Origin of the sequence: Novosphingobium soli, assembly GCF_042432915.1 — a bacterium.
GTDB classification, from domain to species: domain Bacteria; phylum Pseudomonadota; class Alphaproteobacteria; order Sphingomonadales; family Sphingomonadaceae; genus Novosphingobium; species Novosphingobium soli.
Window position 1 is genome coordinate 105,524 of the sequence record NZ_JBHLWK010000017.1, and the last position, 15,965, is coordinate 121,488.

Here is a 15,965-nt window from a genome sequence, read left to right on the forward strand (position 1 = left end):
ACGATCGGCCTTCGAAGTCCCCGAGCCACCGGTAAGGCTGGCGGCGGCCGGCCGCTCGCGACAGGAGCCGACGCGTCCGCCCTGTCAGCCGCGCTTACGGTGTGCGGAGACGCAGCTCGCCACGCTGGCTACCACGAGGGCGAAGGCAGCGAGTTCCAGCACCGTCGGCAGGCGTCGCTCCCAGGCGAAGCCGTAGAAGAGCGCGAACAGCGTCTCGAACAGGATCATCTGTCCGACGAGCGTGAGTGGCAGCAGGCGGCTCATCCGGTTCCACAGCGCATTGCCCAGGATCGAGGCGAACAGCGCCACGCCCACGGAGACGCCGGCGAAGGTCAGCCACTGCTGTGCGGGACGGCTCCAGTCGTCGAGCACCAGGGACAGGGGGAGCAGAGCCAGCCCCTGGGCGCCGGTGGCGAGGCCGATGAGCAGGTTCCACTCGTGGACGGTCACGGCGGGCATCCGTGCGAGGCAGCGGGCGTTGCCGATCGCGAAGGCGGTCCACGAGACGAGCGCGCCGATCGCGCAGGCGAGCCCGGCGACCGGAGTGCTCGCGGTCCCGGAAGCGGGCGAGGCCAGCGCCTGCCAGCCGATGCACACCGCCCCTCCGGCACAGAGCAGCAACGAGGGCGCGAGATGACGCAGCGGCACCGCATCGCGGTCGCGGCTGCCGATGATGGTGACCGCGACCGGGAGGAAGCCGATCACCAGCGAGGTCATCGCCACGCCCCCCGACTGCACCGCGGCGGAGAGAAGGACGTAGTACATCGTGTTCCCGACCAGGCCGAGCCAGGCGAGGCTCAGCCATGCGCGGGGCGTCAGCAGCGCGCGGAGGCGGACCAGCCGGGGCGCCACCAGCACCGCGGCGATCGCGCCGTAGCAAAGGTAGCGCCCGATGGTGAGCTGCAGCGGACCGAACCCGCGCGCCAGCTCGGGCGCGAGGAAGACCAGCCCCCACAGGGCCCCGGCTCCCATGCCCGACAGGACACCGGCGAGCGTGGCATCGGTGCGGGGAGCAGGGCGTGCGAGGTCCATGGGGCTGTGTCTCCGTTGGTACCCGCGAGCCGATACCACGCCGCCTGCGAGCGATGGGCTCTTGATTCGGGGGGCAAACGCAACAAAGACCCGCGCATGCCTCGCAAGCTCCCCGATCCCCAGGCGCTGGACGCGTTCGACCGCGAGATCCTGCGGATTCTCCAGCGCGACAACCGGACGCCGCAGCGGGCGATCGGGCAGGCGGTGAACCTCTCCGCCGCGGCCGTGCAGCGCCGCATCGCCGCGATGGAGCAGGCCGCCGTCATCACGCGCAACGCGGCCATCGTCGATCCTGTCGTGCTGGGCCTCACCGTCACCGCGGTGGTGGAGGTGTTCCTGCGCGACGAGCGCACCGCGAGCATCGAGCGCGCCAAGTCCCTGTTCCGCGCGGCTCCCGAGGTCCAGCAGTGCTACTACACCACCGGCGGCACCAGCTTCGTGCTGGTGATCGTCACCGCCGACATGCGCAGCTACGAAGCGCTGACGCGGCGGCTGTTCTCCGACCACGAGTGGGTCGCGAGCTTTCGCACGCTGGTGTCGCTGGACCGGGTGAAGAGCGGCATGGAACTGGCCATCCCGCCCGCACCGCCGCGGACCTGAGCCGGAGCGGCGCCGTCCTCAGGCTGGTTCGCGCAGTTGCCCGGAACGCAGCGACGGCTTCTCCGCCAACCCGCCGCGCTCCATGATCATCTCGCGGAACTCGTCGCGCTTCTCGTGGATCGAGGCGATCACCGGGCCCATTGCCACCCCCGTCTCCACCAGTGCCGCTTCGGAAAGCTGGAGCGAGCTTTCCAGCGTCTCGGGCACGGCGTAGCTGGCGCCGGCGCGGTAGAGCTGCGCCGCATGGTCGGCATCCCGGGCGCGGGCGCGGATCGGCAGGTCGGGAAATTCCGCGCGCAGCTTGCGGACGATGCGCTGCGCGGTCACCGGCTCATCCATGGTGAGGATGACCGCCGCGGCCTCCGCCGCGCCCAGGCGCAGCAGCGCGTCGCCGCGCCCGGCGTCCCCGAAGGCGACGCTGTACCCGCGCCGCCGTCCCTCGGCGATGAGATCGGTGTTGCTGTCCACCGCGAGGTAGGGACGCCCGTGGCGCGCCAGCATGTCGGCGACGAGGTGGCCGACCCGGCCGAAGCCCACGATCAGCGTTCGCGGCTGTCCCTGGTCGGCCGGGGCGCGATGCGGCGCTTCCACGCCGTCCACCTGGCGCGCCATGATCTTCCCCGCCAGCGCCAGCAGCGGCGTGACGGTGAGGCCCAGCGCCGTGACGATCTGCCAGAACTGCGCCGTGCCAGGCTGGATGAGCTGCGCCGTGCTGGCCGCGGTGAGCACGATCAGCGTCGTCTCGGACGGGCTCGACATCAGGATTCCCGTCTCGGTGGCGGTGCCGCGCCGCGCCCCCATCAGGCGCAGCATGACCCCGGTCACCGTCGCCTTGAGCACGAGGACGGCGACCGTCGCGATCAGGATGGAGCCGAGGTTCTCCCACACCACCGCCAGGTCGATGCTCATGCCGATGGTGATGAGGAAGACGCCGAGCGCCAGCCCCTTGAACGGCTCGGTGATCTGCTCGACCTCGGCGTGATACTCGGTCTCGGCGATCAGCAGCCCGGCGACCAGGGCCCCGACGATGGGGGAGAGCCCGGCCGCGGCGGTCGCCAGCGAGGCCAGGATGACCACCAGCAGGCTGGCGGCGAGAAACAGCTCGGGGCTCTTGGTGCGGGCCGCCTGCGCGAACAGCGGCGGCAGCAGGTAGCGCCCGAGCACCAGCAGCGCGCCCACCGCGAGAGTGCCCCACAGCAGCGTGTGCAGAAGTTCGCCCACGCCGTCGGTACCGGCATGGGGCGCCAGCGCGCCGAGCAGGAAGATGATGGGGACGAGGGCGATGTCCTCGAACAGCAGCATTGCCAGGGCCGCCTGGCCCACCGGCGTCGTGGCCTCGGTGATCTTGAGGACCAAGGCGGTCGAGGACAGCGCCAGCGCCAGTCCCAGCGCCAGCGCGCCCGAGAAGCTCTGGCCGATGGCGGCGAGGACGAAGGTGATCGCGCCCCCGATGAACACCAACTCCAGCGAGCCCAGCCCGAACACCATCCGGCGCATGTCCCACAGGCGGCGGAACGAGAGTTCCAGGCCGATCGAGAAGAGCAGGAGGATGATCCCGAACTCGGCAAAGACCTCCAGGCCGTCCGGATCCGTAATCGTGACATAGGACAGCCAGGGATAGTCGAACACGTGCCGGCCAAGCGCGAACGGGCCGACCAGCAGCCCGACCAGGATGAAGCCGATCACCGGCGTGATGCGGAAACGGTTGAAGACGGGGATGACGATGCCCGCCGCGCCCAGGATCACCAGGGCGTCGGACATGACGGGGGAATAGAGATCGCTGCTGCCGGCCATACCCGCAGCCTAGGCGACGGGGACGACCGAGGGAACCGGGAAGTGGCCGGCTGCTACAGCGATGCGGGCTCGGCCTCCGAGCGGCGGCGCGCGGCGGGGGGAGGAGGGCTGTCCGGCGACGTGCCGGCGTCCTCGGCGATGACGCTCCGGTTCCGGCCGCCCGACTTGGCCGCGTACAATGCCGCGTCCGCCCGCGCCACGATCGCCTCCAGGCTCCGTTCGCCCGGAGCCGCCGCGGCGATACCGGCGCTGAAGCGCAAGGGGCGTTCCAGCTCGGCCGCGGCGGTGCGGATGCGCGCGACGACGTCGGCGGCTTCGGTCGGGCGCAGGCCGGGAAGGACGATCACGAACTCTTCGCCGCCCCAGCGGCCGACCACGTCGGAGTGGCGCAACTGCGACTTCAGCACGCCCGCCAGCGCCTTGAGCGCGGCGTCGCCGGCGGCATGGCCGTCGACATCGTTGATCTGCTTGAAGTGGTCGACGTCGACCAGCGCGACAGCGACCGGCATCCGCGCGTCGGCTGCACGGCCGAGCAGCTCGGCGGCCCGCGCGATGGCGTCTCGCCGGTTCGAGATGCCGGTGAGCGCGTCGGTGGAAGCGAGCGTCTCCAGCGCCCGACGGTGGCGCCGGCCGTTCACCAGGAACAGTGCGAGGAGGAGCAGCAGGGCGCCGGCGGCAAACGCGATCAGCAGTGTCTGCTGCCGCTCGTAGCGGGCGCGTTCCTGCTGGAACGCCAGTTCGCGGCTCAGCGCCTTGTTACGATCCAGCTGCCGGTCGATCTCCACCTGGGTGCGCAGGCTGGCCGTCTCGCGCGTGCGGGAGGCTTCCGTCTCCTTGCGGAACCCGTCTAGGAAAGCCTTCAGGTCGGTGAAGGCCTCCTGCCACCGGCCGAGGCCCGCGTAGGCGAGGGCCCGGGTCTGGAAGGGCGAGCTGCTGCGCGTCGCCACCGTCGCCGGCCCGTCCAGCAGTTCGGTCGAGAGGGCGATGGCCGTCTCGTAGTCCTTCAGCCCCAGCGCAATGCGCGAGCGGTATGCCATGAGCCGGGGCAGTGCGATCGTCTCGTCGCCGAACAGGCGTTCGGCGTTGTTGCAGGCGCGCTGCGCCTCCGAGAAGCGATTGAGGGAGATGTACGACTGGCACATCGAAAGCGCCGCGAACGCCGCGAAGTGATCGTTGCCGACCGAGCGGGCCAGCCGGTAGGCGCGCTCGAACTGGGGTATCGTCGCCGCATAGTCCTTGCGCCCGGTGAGGATCATCGCCGTGCGGAAGGCGATCGAAGCGCTCTGGAAGGTCTGGCCATTCTTCTCGGCCCACCGCGCGCTGTCGTCGATGAGACTTTGGGCCTGCTCGTAGTCGCCCGCTTTCATCAGCAGGCCGGCAAGGTCGAGCGCGATCCCGGCGCGCTGCGCGGCCATCCCCTGCTGCATGGCCATGCGGTAGGCCGTGCCCATTTCGCGCAGCGACTCCGCCGGCTCGTTGCTGAGATAGCCGACGGCCGCCCGCGAGCAGACGTCCGTGACCGACCCGGGCGCCACGAATCGCCGCGCCGCGACCAGGCGCTGCTTGATCTTGGCGATCTCCGCCGGGTCGGACAGGCCGCTGCCGAGCTGAACCAGAAGCTCGACGTGGGGACCCTCCTTCGGGTCCGGCGCCAGGCGGAGCCCCGCCTCGGCGGCGCGGACCTCCTCCGCGCTCATCTCCAGCGTGCTGTACGCGAAGGCCTGGGCGGCGTGGAGCCAGGCACGGTCGATGCGGCCCAGCCCGGGCTGCTTCAGGCGTTGCTCGATCTGCTGGAGCGCCTTGCTGGGATTGCCAAGCACCTGCTCCTGAAGCTGTGCGACGATCGGCGCCGAGCCGGCGTTGCACATGGCCGAGGCCGGGCTCGCCAGCGCGAGCGTGCCGGTCGCGGCGGTCAGGAGCGATACTCGAACACAGGCCTTGCGCATGACAGTTTCCCCTTGATGCTGAGCCACCTACGGGAAGATGCTTAAGCACTGGTAACGATGCCATGCCAGCCTCTGCGTGATCGAGTGTTAGTGCGTGGAACCATGGCCGGTGGCTCACGTTGGGGGGACAAGTGGCCGGCCCCATCCGCCACAAGCATGGAAGACCGCTCGATCACAGGCGAGGGGTGGCGATGCCCGGCATTTCGGGCGCGCCTCCATGCGGAAAGGAGCCGGGCGCCAACAGAGCGGCGCATGACGCCTCGGATCACTGGAGCTTGGAATGACGGGAACGATCGGCAAGGACACGGGCGCGCAGTCGCACGCACAGACTTTCGAGACGCAGACGGGCGAGGGCGGCGAGCTTCACCAGCTGCCGGGCAAGGACGGGCAGGTGCTCACCACGCAGCAGGGCGTGCCCGTTTCCGACGACCAGAACAGCCTCAAGCTGGGCGAACGCGGCCCGACGCTGCTGGAGGACTTCCACCTTCGCGAGAAGATCTTCCACTTCGACCACGAGCGCATTCCCGAGCGCGTCGTCCACGCCCGCGGCTTCGGCGTCCACGGCACGTTCACGCTGGACGAGAGCCTGGCGGAGTTCACGACCGCCAAGGTCCTGACCGAAGTGGGCGAGAAGACGCCGATGTTCGTCCGCTTCTCCACGGTGGCGGGCAACAAGGGGTCGTTCGACCTGGCCCGCGACGTGCGCGGGTTCGCGGCCAAGTTCTACACCAAGGAAGGCAACTGGGACATCGTCGCCAACAACATCCCGGTGTTCTTCATCCAGGACGCGATCAAGTTTCCGGACCTCGTCCATGCCGCCAAGCAGGAGCCCGACCGCGGCTTCCCGCAGGCGCAGACGGCCCATGACAACTTCTGGGACTTCATCGGCCTGACGCCCGAATCGATGCACATGATCATGTGGGTCATGTCCGACCGCGCGATCCCGCGCTCGTTCCGCTTCATGGAAGGCTTCGGCGTCCACACCTTCCGCCTGATCGACGCGGAGGGCAAGGGCACCTTCGTCAAGTTCCACTTCAAGCCCAAGCTGGGCCTGCAGTCCGTCATGTGGAACGAGGCGGTGAAGATCAACGGCGCCGACCCGGACTTCCATCGCCGCGACCTGTGGGACGCGATCACCATGGGCACTCCGCCGGAATGGGACCTGGGCGTCCAGATCTTCGACGACGCCTTCGCCGACGAGTTCGAGTTCGACGTGCTCGATGCCACCAAGATCATCCCCGAGGAGCAGGTGCCCGTCCGGCGCATCGGCAGCTTCGTGCTCGACCGGGTGGTCGACAACTTCTTCGCCGAGACCGAGCAGGTCGCCTTCTGCACGCAGAACGTGGTCCCGGGCATCGGCTTCAGCAACGATCCGCTGCTGCAGGGGCGCAACTTCTCGTACCTCGACACCCAACTTAAGCGCCTCGGCAGCCCGAACTTCACGCACATCCCGATCAACGCGCCAAAGGTGGAGGTGCAGAACTTCCAGCAGGACGGCCACATGGCGATGCGCAACCCCAAGGGCCGGGTCAACTACGAGCCGAACTCGTGGGGCGGCCCGCGCGCCGACCCGCAGAGCGGCTACCGCCACTTTCCGGCGCAGGATTCGGGTCGCAAGGCCCAGGTCCGTTCGGCAACCTTCGCGGACCACTACAGCCAGGCGCGGCAGTTCTTCATCAGCCAGACCCCGATCGAGCAGAAGCACATCGGCGACGCGCTGGTGTTCGAGCTATCGAAGTGCGAGCGCATCGACATCCGCGAGCGCATCGTCTCGCACCTTCGCAACATCGACGAGACGCTGGCGACCGTCGTCGCCGGGGGGCTCGGCCTGCCCGCCCTGCCGGAAGCGTTCCCCGCGGCGGTCCCGACCCGGACCGACCTGCCGCCCTCCGAGGCGCTCAGCATCATCGCCCGCGGCCCGCAGAGCTTCGCGGGGCGCAAGCTCGGCATCCTGGTGACCGACGGCGCCTCGGCCAGCCTCGTCAAGGCGTTGGTCGCGGCGGTGGAGAAGCAGCCGGCCATCTACGAGTTCGTCACCCCCAAGATCGCCGGTGCCACGCTGGACGACGGCACCATGGTCGAGGGCAAGCAGAAGATCGATGGTGGCCCCTCGGTGCTCTACGATGCCGTCGCGCTGGTGCTCTCGGAAGACGGCGCCGCTATGCTCGCCGAGGACAAGACGGCCAAGGACTTCGTGAGCGACGCCTTCGGGCACGGCAAGTTCATCGGCTACACGGCCGAGGCGCTGCCGCTGCTGGAACGGGCCGGCATTGCCAGCGCCGACCATGACGAAGGGCTGATCGCGCTGGAGAAGGCGGGCGACGCCACCGCCTTCCTCAAGGCCCTGGCGCCGCTGCGCGTGTGGGATCGCGAGCTGAAGATCGACCTCGATGCGGCCGGCTTCCTCGAGGCGACCCAGGGGTGAGCGAAGACCTCGAAACGGTGGCGGCGCGGGAGGACGCGCCGCCGCTCCCTTCGCCGGAGCGGCTGCGCGAGCTCTTGTTCGATGCCGCCAGACTGGGACGGGACGATGTCATCCCGGCGCTGCTCCAGGCCGGGGTGGACATCGAGGCGCAGGACCAGCGCGGCTACTCCGCGCTCGTCCTGGCCAGCTACAATGGCCACGAATCCACCACGTCGCTGCTGCTCGAGCTGGGCGCGCGTCCGGACGGCACGCCCGACCGGCAGGGCAACACCGCGTTGATGGGCGTGGCGTTCAAGGGCTATCGCTCCATCGCCCGCCTGCTGCTCGCCGCCGGCGCGGATCCGGAGGCCTGCAACGCGGGCGGCCAGACGGCGCTGATGATGGCGGCCCTGTTCGGCAGGCTCGACATCATCGACCTGCTGCTGGAGGCGGGCGCCGACCCGGCGCGCCGCGATGCCGCGGGCAACGATGCAGCCGCCCTGGCCCGTGCTCAAGGCAACGAGGCGCTGGCGCTTCGCTTCGAGGCGCTGCAGCACGCATCGTGAGCGTGGCACGCTGCGGCGACGAGATCGACGCGTCGCTCCTTCAAGCCCCGGCGGAAAGCGGCAGCAGAACGAGGGCGTTCAGCAGGTCTGCCACCGCCTCGGGGCTCCGCTGCGGCTCTTCGGTCAGCCACCAGTCGAGCAGCTCGACCGTGGCCGCCACGGCCACACGGACGCCCAGGTGGCGCGGGAGCCAGTCGGGGGAGAGATCGGGCAGGGCTTCCAGCCGCCCGACGACCTGCCGCGCCAGCTCGACCCGCAGCGCATCGCCCGCTCCGGCCAGCAGCGCGCCGAAGTCGAGGCGCCGTTCCGCGACCGCCGCCAGCAGAGTGCGAGCTGCTGCCGGACCGTCGCCGGCGAGCAGGGCCGGCATCATCGCCTGCGCCAGCTCGTCCGTGATCGTGCCGACGGTATCGATGAGCAAGGCGCGAACGTCGGCATAGTGGCGGAAGAAGGTGGAATAGCCGATGCCGGCCTGCTCGGCGATGACGGCACCGGTGATCTCGTCCAGCGGGCGCTCGCGCAGCAGCGAGAGCAGCGCACCGCGCATCGCAGCGCGTGAACGCAAGGCTCGGGCGTCCTGTCGCTCGCCCCCTGTTGATCCTGCCATCGCATATCCTACTTATGACGAGTAACTTGTCAGAACGGAGATGCACAATGGCAAGTGCTTCGCTTGAAGTCGAGCGTTGCCCTTATCACGGGATGGATCAGCGCAAGTCGGCCGCCGGGCCGGGTGCCGTCACCGGCGCGAAGCCGGTCACGGGCTACCAGGCGGTGCGCGAGGCGCTGCGGCGGCAGGGCGGCCGGCAGGCCGGCTTCAAGGCCGAGCTGGTGAACCGCCCGGGCAACCCGACGCGCCCGCCCATCCTCTTCCTGACGGGCGAGGCGCACCGGCGCCAGCGGGCGGCCACCGCGCGCTTCTTCGCGCCGCGGGTGGTCGAGGAGCGCCACCGGCCGCTCATCGAGCAGAGCGCCGCGGCGCTGGTCGAGGACCTGCGGCGGAAAGGCTCGGGCCGGCTGGATGCGCTGGCGCTCGACATGGCGGTGACCGTGGCGGCGCAGATCGTGGGCCTTACGCAAAGCGACCGGCGCGGCATGATCCGCAGGCTCGACGCGTTCTTCTCGGTCGGGACGGCGATGCGCGAGGGCTGGTTCTGGCGGACGCTGACCACGCTGCAGGGACAGTGGCGGATGCTGCGCTTCTACCTGAGCGACGTGCGACCGGCCATCGCCGAGCGGCGGCGCGCGCCGCGTGAGGACGTGATCTCGCACCTGCTCTCCGAGGGCTATCGCGACAGCGACATCCTGGTCGAGTGCTTCACGTATGGCGCGGCGGGGATGGTCACGACGCGCGAATTCATCACCATGGCCGGCTGGCACCTGCTGGAAGACCCCGAGCTGCGGGCGCGCTTCCTCGACGCGGACCAAGCAGGGCGCATGGCGATCCTGGAGGAGATCCTGCGGTTGGAGCCGGTGGTCGGCTACCTCTATCGCCGGCTGCCGGGCCAGAGCGAGACGGTCGAACTCGACATTCGCTCCGCGAATGCCGATCCGCAGGCCATGGGTGCGTGCCCCTATCATCTCGATCCCGACCGCCCGCGCGCGGAGCGCGTCGCCGGCGCCGGTCTCGCGTTCGGGGATGGGGAGCATCGCTGCCCCGGGGCCGGAGTGGCCCTGGCGGAGGCGGAGGTCTTCCTCGACCGCATCCTGCGGGTCCCTGGGCTCCGCCTGGCCCAGGCGCCGCGCATCGGCTGGAACCCGCTGGTGACCGGATACGAGCTGCGCGACTGCCGCCTCGTCGTGGAGGAGGCGTGACATGCTGAGCGCGGTCAACGATCTCCTTCGCCCGCCACCGGGGATGGCGTTCGATTTCTCGCAGCCCGCGGGCGAGCCTGCGCTGGCGCCTGCAAACGGCACCGCGTGGCAGGTCTTCGCCAACCCGGTCTCGCTGTTCATCGGCGGGGTGGCGGCGGTGCTGCTCGAGCTGGCCGAACCTTCGGTGCGCTCGGGCGTGTGGGACCACAGCAGCTTCCGTAGCGATCCGGGCACGCGGCTGCGGCGGACGGGGTTTGCCGCGATGATGACTGTCTACGGCCCGCGCTCCGCCGCGAGCGAGGTGATCGCGCATGTGGTGCGGATGCACGAGAAGGTTCGCGGCACGACACCGGGCGGAGAGGCGTATCACGCCAACGACCCGCGCCTGCTCGACTGGGTGCAGGCGACGGCCACCTTCGGCTTCACCGAAGCCTATCACCGCTACGTCCGCCCCCTTTCGCCCGCAGAGCAGGACGCCTCGTTCGCCGAGGGTGAGCCGGCGGCGCGGCTCTACGGTGCCACGGGCGCACCGGAGTCGTGGTCGGAGTGGGAGCGCCTCCTGGCAGCCACGGCGCCTCGCCTGGAAGCATCCGAAGTGCTCGCGGAATTCATCGCGATCATGGGCGAGGCGCCGATCCTTCCCCGCGCCGCCCGGCCTTTGCAGCGGCTGCTGGTCCGAGCGGCGGTGGAAATGACGCCCGAGCCCGTCCGTTCGATGCCGCAGCTGCGGGACCTCGGATTGCGGCGAGGCGAAGGCGCGCTGGTCAAGGCGCTGGCGCGGGCCGCGGCGCTGGTCCCACTCGCCGACGCGCCGCCGGCGCAGGCGGCACGAAGACTGCGCGCCGCGCGTTAGACGCTCGCAGCGAAAGGACGTCACGATGCAGATGCGCGCCCATCATCCCGAACTCTGGCGCGAGGTCGACCGGCAGGCGGCGCACGTGCCCGCGGTCTACGGCGGCATGGACCTGACCGCCATGCCCGAACGCTTCACCGTCGAGGGTGCGGGAGAGGCGATGCCGGGGCTCGAAGCCATGCAGGCGCAAGTGCTGGCGGACGCGTCGCTCGTCGAGATGATGGCAGCCTATACGCTCACCGGCGATCCGGTGGCGGACGCCTATGCCGCGCGCATGGACGAGATCGGCTTCCGCCCGCTCGTCGCCATGCTGGAGCGGGCCTGCACGCAAGGCCTTGGGGCGGTGCCCGAAGCTCCGCCTGAACTTGGCACCTTTCTGGCCGAGATGGAGCGGACGCCGGACTGGATCGACATGGACCTCGTCCACCGAGGCGCGCGGCTGGAGCGCAACCAGTATGCCCACCTCGTTCCCTTCGCCATCCGCGGCGCCTTCCTGGCGACATTCATGAACCGCTATTCGGCGCTGCCGATGGCGCTGACCGGCAACCTGTCTGACAAGCTGGCGGCGCGGCGGGTCCACGAGACCGCGACGTTCTTCACGCTGACGGTGATGCCCGGCGCGCTCGGTCGCCATGGCGCCGCGTTCAAGGCGGCGGCGATGGTGCGGCTGATGCATGCCACGGTGCGGGTGAATGTCATGCGGCGTCCGGGCACGTGGGACCCCGCTGTCTACGGCGTTCCGATCCCGCAGGTCGACCAGATGCCCGCCGGGCAGATCGGCTCGCTGCTGATCGCCGCCCGGGCCTTGCGCGAAAGCCGCGGCTTCACCGAAGACGAGCGCGCGCGGATCGAGATCGCGCGCTACCGGTGCTTCCTGCTGGGGCTGCCCCGCGCGCTGCTGGGCGAAACGCCTGCCGAGATCGTCCGCTTGATGGTGGCGCGCCAGACCACCTTGCGCAGCGCCTTCGACGACGCGACCTGCGGCGTGCTGGTCCGCGGCACGCTCGATGCGGAGCTTGCTCGCGATCCCACCCCGGTCGGCCTGGTGGACAGCCAGCTGGAGCGCAGCTTCGCCAAGGCGTTCTTCATCCGCCATTTCCTGAACGGCGACAGCGCCAGGGCAGCGGCGATGGGAGTGCGCTACACCGCGCTAGATCGCCACTTCGCGCTGCTCGCTGCCTTGCGCATCTTCACGCGCCTGCGCTTCTATGCGGCGCTGGCGGAAATCCCCGTGGTGCGGGACGTCGCGGACCGGCGGCTGGTGGGCAAGCTCGCAGGATTGCTGAGGCGCTACGGACGGGCGCAGTTCGGCAGCGATGGCGCGGCCATGCGATCGGCACATGGATAGAGCGCCGCCGCATGCCTATATCCTTCCCCGAAAGATGATGCACCAGCCCGACCTTTTCGCGACACCCATGCTGCCGGGACTCGCCACCGCGGAGGACCTGATCGGTCGGGCGGAAGAAGTGGATCTGCTGACGCGGCTCGCCACGGTGGACCTCTCGCCGTTCCGGTTCCAGCAGTGGACGGGAAAGCGGCTGACCCGCTCCTTCGGATGGACCTACGATTTCGAGAACGGCCGCTTCGGCCCGACCGACCCGATGCCCGATTGGCTGCTGCCGCTCAGGGAGCGGGCCGCCCGCTTCGCGAAGCTCGCGCCCGAACGGCTCGTGCAGGCTCTGCTGATCCGCTACGATCCTGGGGCGGGCATCGGCTGGCACAGAGATCGCCCCGTCTTCGATCACGTGGTGGGCGTGTCGCTCGGCAGCGCGGCCACGCTGCGGTTCCGCCGCCGCCGGGAGCAAGGCTTCGACCGTCGTTCGCTCCCGCTGGCGCCGCGCTCGGTCTATCACCTGGCAGGCGAGGCCCGCCAAGACTGGGAACACGGCATGGCGCCTGTGGTGCAGACGCGCTGGTCGGTCACCTTCCGCAGCCTTCGCGAAGCGCCCCCGTTGGATGCGTCGGCGAGGGGGCCCCGGTGATCGTCTTCCTCGACTTCGAGGCTTCCTCGCTGGGCAAGCGCAGCTATCCGGTCGAGGTGGCCTGGGTGTTCGAGGATGGGCGCGAAGAAGCCCACCTGATCCGTCCCGCGCCCGAATGGACCGACTGGGACGAGGAGGCGGCGGCGATCCACGGCATTTCGCGTGCTTTGCTCGTTGCGGAGGGAGAGCCTCCGGAGACGGTGGCGGCTCGCATGGCCGAGGTTCTCGGCGGCCATGACCTGGTGGCGAGCGCGCCGTCATGGGACGGCAAGTGGCTCAGCACACTGCTCAGGGCGGCGCGGCTCCCGCGCCACCAGCTGCGGCTGCGCCGGAGCCGGGACGCGCGCCGGGAATGTGCCGCCGCGATGGTCGGCTCACGCGTTGCGCCCGAGCACCTGGACCGCGCGGTGGACGAGATCCTCGCCGCTGCCTTGGAGCATGCGGTCCGGACCCCACCCGCGCACCGGGCGCTCCCCGATGCCCGGGAGGAGCGCGACCGCTGGAATGCCGTGCGCAGCGCGGCGCAAGCCTGGCTGCAACGTGCCGGATGAATGCAGAAAGGGCCGGCCCGCGGGTGCGGACCGGCCTCTTTCCTCGGCGCTGGCTCAGCGTCAGAACTTGCCCGAGAGCGAAGCTCCGATCACACGGGGTTCGTTGAACACCGCCGCCATGTAGTTCTCGATCACGCCCTTGAGGTTCTTCTCGTTGGTGATGTTGCGCGCGAAGGCGGCGATCTCGTAGCGGCCGCCCGGAGCGGTATAGCCGATGCGCAGTCCGCCCTCGAAGTCCCCGTCCGAGTAGAACTCGTCGGTCTTGTAGAGCACGAAGTTGGTGTAGCCCTGCAGCATCCAGTCGGTCGCCGCGAAGAGGGCGCCGCCGTTGCCGAGCGGCACGTCGTAGCGCGCGGCGAGATTGGCGGTGTACTTCGGCGCGTTGGGCAGCGGGTTGCCGTCGATCTGCGCGAAGACGCCGCGCCCGGTCACGGTGACAGTCGGGTCGTTGACGGTGCAGACCACCACGCCGTTGAGAGCGCAGACCTGGGCGTAGACATCGGGATCCTTGATCTCGGTGTGCAGCAGGCTGAGGCCCGCCGTCAGCGTGAGGTTGGGGATGGGGCGCGCTTCCAGCTCGGCTTCGAGGCCATAGGCCTCGGCCTTGTCGGCGTTGAACAGAACGCCGTTGCCGTTGGCGTCGTTGCCGTTGAGCTGGATGTCCTTCACCCGGTAGGCGAAGCCCGAGAGATTGAAGCGCACGCGGTTGTCGAGCAGCTGCGTCTTGATGCCGGCCTCGCCGGACACGATGGTCTCCGAATCCGCCGTGGTGAAGTCCGCGTTGAACACAGCCGACCGACCCTGGATGGTGGGGCCGCGGAAGCCGGTGGCGACGCGGGCGTAGAGGCTGACCTCCGGGCTGGCCTGGTAAAGGACGCTGACGTCCCAGCTCGGCTTCTCGTCGGACAGGCGGACGTAGCGGCGGCCGGTGTAGGTCACCACGCCCGCCGCGGTGTCGGCGGTCTTGAGCAGGCGGGTCTTCTTCGTGTCGTTGGTATAGCGGCCGCCGGCGGTGACCGTCAGCCCCGGCGTCAGCTCGTAGCTGGCCTGGCCGAAAAAGGCCCAGCTGGTGTTCTCGTTGCGCAGGCGCACCCAGTTGTTCGGGTTGTTCGCGGGCGGATTGAGGAAGAACGCGCGCTGGTAGAAGTCGGTGATGTTGCGCTCCTCGAACCACATGGCGCCCACCTGCCACTTGAAGCGGGTGTCGCCATTGCTCGACAGGCGCAGCTCCTGCGTGAGCTGGTCGAGGTCGCGCACGTTGCCTTGCGACTGGCCGTAGCCGTTGGGCACACCGTTCACCGGGTAGTCGGCGGCAGCGCCGCCGTCGGTGTCGCCGCGGCTGTAGCCCTTGGTCGTCTCCCAGGCCGAAATCGAGGTCAGCGTGACCGCCCCGAAGTCGAGCGCGATGCGGTTCGAGGCGCCATAGGTGTCGTAACCCTGCGGGTTGTTGTGCGCCTCGTCCAACGCGATCTCGTCGCGCGGTTCGCCGCTGACGTCGTTGGAGCCCTTGGTGAATGCGCTGCGGTGGAAGATCGTCGAGGTGCCGTCGTAGCTGCGCGCATGGAAGCTGGTCAGCATGGAGAAGTTGCTGTCGACCGGCGCGAGCAGCAGCTGCACGCGGGCGTCGCGCTCCTCGAAACCGCCCATGGCGTTCTTTTCGGGCGAGACGGTGCCGTCGGCGCTGGGGCCGTCATAGACGTTGTCCACCCAGTCGTCGCGGCGCTGGTACAGGCCGGAAACTCGGATCGCCAACTTGTCCTGGACGATGGGGCCGCCGACGCCGGCATCGAGGTTGACCGAGTTGTATTCGCCGTAGCTGGCGTTCACGCGGCCGGTCCAGCGATCGACCGTGGGCTTGATGGTGTCGATCTTGATGATACCGGCGGTGGTGTTGCGGCCGAACAGCGAACCCTGCGGGCCGCGCAGGACTTCGACCTGGTCCATGTCGTAGACCGGGTTGGACTTGAGCACGACATGCTCGAGCACCACGTCGTCCTGAATGATCGAGACGGGCTGCGAGGCGCCAAGGTAGAAGTCGATGTTGCCGAGGCCGCGGATGTAGAAGCGCGGGAAGATGCGGCCGGTGGTCGTCTCGGCGTAGAGGCCGGGGACGCGGCCCGACAGCGACAGGATGTCGTCGCCGCTGGCCTGGAACGTGCGCAACTGGTCGCCCGAGACGACGCCGACCGAGACCGGCACCTGCTGCAGGTTCTCGGTGCGCCGCTCCGCCGTGACGACGATGTCGCCCAGCCCTTCGTCGGAGGTGGGTTCCTCCTGCGCCTGCGCGTGGCCGGCAAGACACAGGGCCGCAAGGCCGCAAGTCAGGTGGAGCGTTGTTCTGGCGAGGATAGCCTTCGACACTGTGTTTCCCTGTCGTTTCTGTAGACGTCGGACGGCCGGCTACGCCCGCCTCGTGAAGCTTCCA

The 15,965-nt window shown here is 69.5% G+C and carries 13 protein-coding genes; 8 read left to right on the forward strand and 5 right to left on the reverse strand.

Features of this window, described 5'->3' with window-relative positions; all coding sequences use genetic code 11:
* Positions 1 to 84: 84 nt before the first annotated feature.
* Complete coding sequence (locus ACFFJC_RS14425; RefSeq protein WP_379488178.1) at positions 85 to 1,032, reverse strand: DMT family transporter; 948 nt, start codon at positions 1,030 to 1,032, stop codon at positions 85 to 87.
* Between the two features lie 96 nt (positions 1,033 to 1,128).
* Here ACFFJC_RS14425 and ACFFJC_RS14430 point away from each other — a divergent pair, with 96 nt between their 5' ends.
* On the forward strand, positions 1,129 to 1,632 hold the full coding sequence (locus ACFFJC_RS14430; protein ID WP_379488179.1) for an Lrp/AsnC family transcriptional regulator: 504 nt from the start codon (positions 1,129 to 1,131) through the stop codon (positions 1,630 to 1,632).
* 18 nt (positions 1,633 to 1,650) lie between these two features.
* Here the strand turns inward: ACFFJC_RS14430 and ACFFJC_RS14435 are convergent, their stop codons facing one another.
* The gene (locus tag ACFFJC_RS14435) at positions 1,651 to 3,426 is read right to left on the reverse strand and encodes a cation:proton antiporter domain-containing protein (protein ID WP_379488180.1); all 1,776 of its coding nucleotides are present in this window, start codon (positions 3,424 to 3,426) and stop codon (positions 1,651 to 1,653) included.
* A 53-nt stretch (positions 3,427 to 3,479) separates the two neighbouring features.
* The gene (locus ACFFJC_RS14440; RefSeq protein ID WP_379488181.1) at positions 3,480 to 5,372 is read right to left on the reverse strand and encodes a diguanylate cyclase; all 1,893 of its coding nucleotides are present in this window, start codon (positions 5,370 to 5,372) and stop codon (positions 3,480 to 3,482) included.
* A 280-nt stretch (positions 5,373 to 5,652) separates the two neighbouring features.
* Between ACFFJC_RS14440 and ACFFJC_RS14445 the strand changes: the two genes are divergently transcribed.
* Complete coding sequence (locus ACFFJC_RS14445; protein ID WP_379488182.1) at positions 5,653 to 7,797, forward strand: catalase; 2,145 nt, start codon at positions 5,653 to 5,655, stop codon at positions 7,795 to 7,797.
* Positions 7,794 to 8,342: an ankyrin repeat domain-containing protein gene (locus ACFFJC_RS14450; RefSeq protein WP_379488183.1), complete on the forward strand. Its 549-nt coding sequence runs from the start codon at positions 7,794 to 7,796 to the stop codon at positions 8,340 to 8,342. Before ACFFJC_RS14445 ends, ACFFJC_RS14450 begins: the two co-directional genes overlap by 4 nt.
* Before the next feature lie 40 nt (positions 8,343 to 8,382).
* Here the strand turns inward: ACFFJC_RS14450 and ACFFJC_RS14455 are convergent, their stop codons facing one another.
* Positions 8,383 to 8,889 (reverse strand): TetR/AcrR family transcriptional regulator, encoded by a 507-nt coding sequence (locus ACFFJC_RS14455; protein ID WP_379488184.1) that lies wholly within the window; start codon positions 8,887 to 8,889, stop codon positions 8,383 to 8,385.
* Between the two features lie 152 nt (positions 8,890 to 9,041).
* On the opposite strand from ACFFJC_RS14455, the gene ACFFJC_RS14460 reads away from it, so the two are divergent.
* From ACFFJC_RS14460 to ACFFJC_RS14480, 5 genes are all read left to right on the forward strand, one after another.
* Positions 9,042 to 10,154 (forward strand): cytochrome P450, encoded by a 1,113-nt coding sequence (locus ACFFJC_RS14460; protein ID WP_379488185.1) that lies wholly within the window; start codon positions 9,042 to 9,044, stop codon positions 10,152 to 10,154.
* A 1-nt stretch (position 10,155) separates the two neighbouring features.
* Positions 10,156 to 11,007 (forward strand): oxygenase MpaB family protein, encoded by an 852-nt coding sequence (locus ACFFJC_RS14465; RefSeq protein WP_379488186.1) that lies wholly within the window; start codon positions 10,156 to 10,158, stop codon positions 11,005 to 11,007.
* Positions 11,008 to 11,032: 25 nt separating this feature from the next.
* Complete coding sequence (locus ACFFJC_RS14470) at positions 11,033 to 12,355, forward strand: oxygenase MpaB family protein (protein ID WP_379488187.1); 1,323 nt, start codon at positions 11,033 to 11,035, stop codon at positions 12,353 to 12,355.
* A 67-nt stretch (positions 12,356 to 12,422) separates the two neighbouring features.
* The gene (locus tag ACFFJC_RS14475; protein ID WP_379488188.1) at positions 12,423 to 12,989 is read left to right on the forward strand and encodes an alpha-ketoglutarate-dependent dioxygenase AlkB; all 567 of its coding nucleotides are present in this window, start codon (positions 12,423 to 12,425) and stop codon (positions 12,987 to 12,989) included.
* Complete coding sequence (locus ACFFJC_RS14480) at positions 12,986 to 13,540, forward strand: 3'-5' exonuclease (protein ID WP_379488189.1); 555 nt, start codon at positions 12,986 to 12,988, stop codon at positions 13,538 to 13,540. The genes ACFFJC_RS14475 and ACFFJC_RS14480 overlap by 4 nt, the downstream gene beginning before the upstream one ends.
* A gap of 60 nt (positions 13,541 to 13,600) precedes the next feature.
* Here ACFFJC_RS14480 and ACFFJC_RS14485 read toward each other — a convergent pair whose 3' ends face one another.
* Entirely contained in the window at positions 13,601 to 15,901 is a 2,301-nt protein-coding gene (locus ACFFJC_RS14485; RefSeq protein ID WP_379488190.1) for a TonB-dependent receptor, read from the reverse strand.
* Positions 15,902 to 15,965 lie beyond the last annotated feature (64 nt).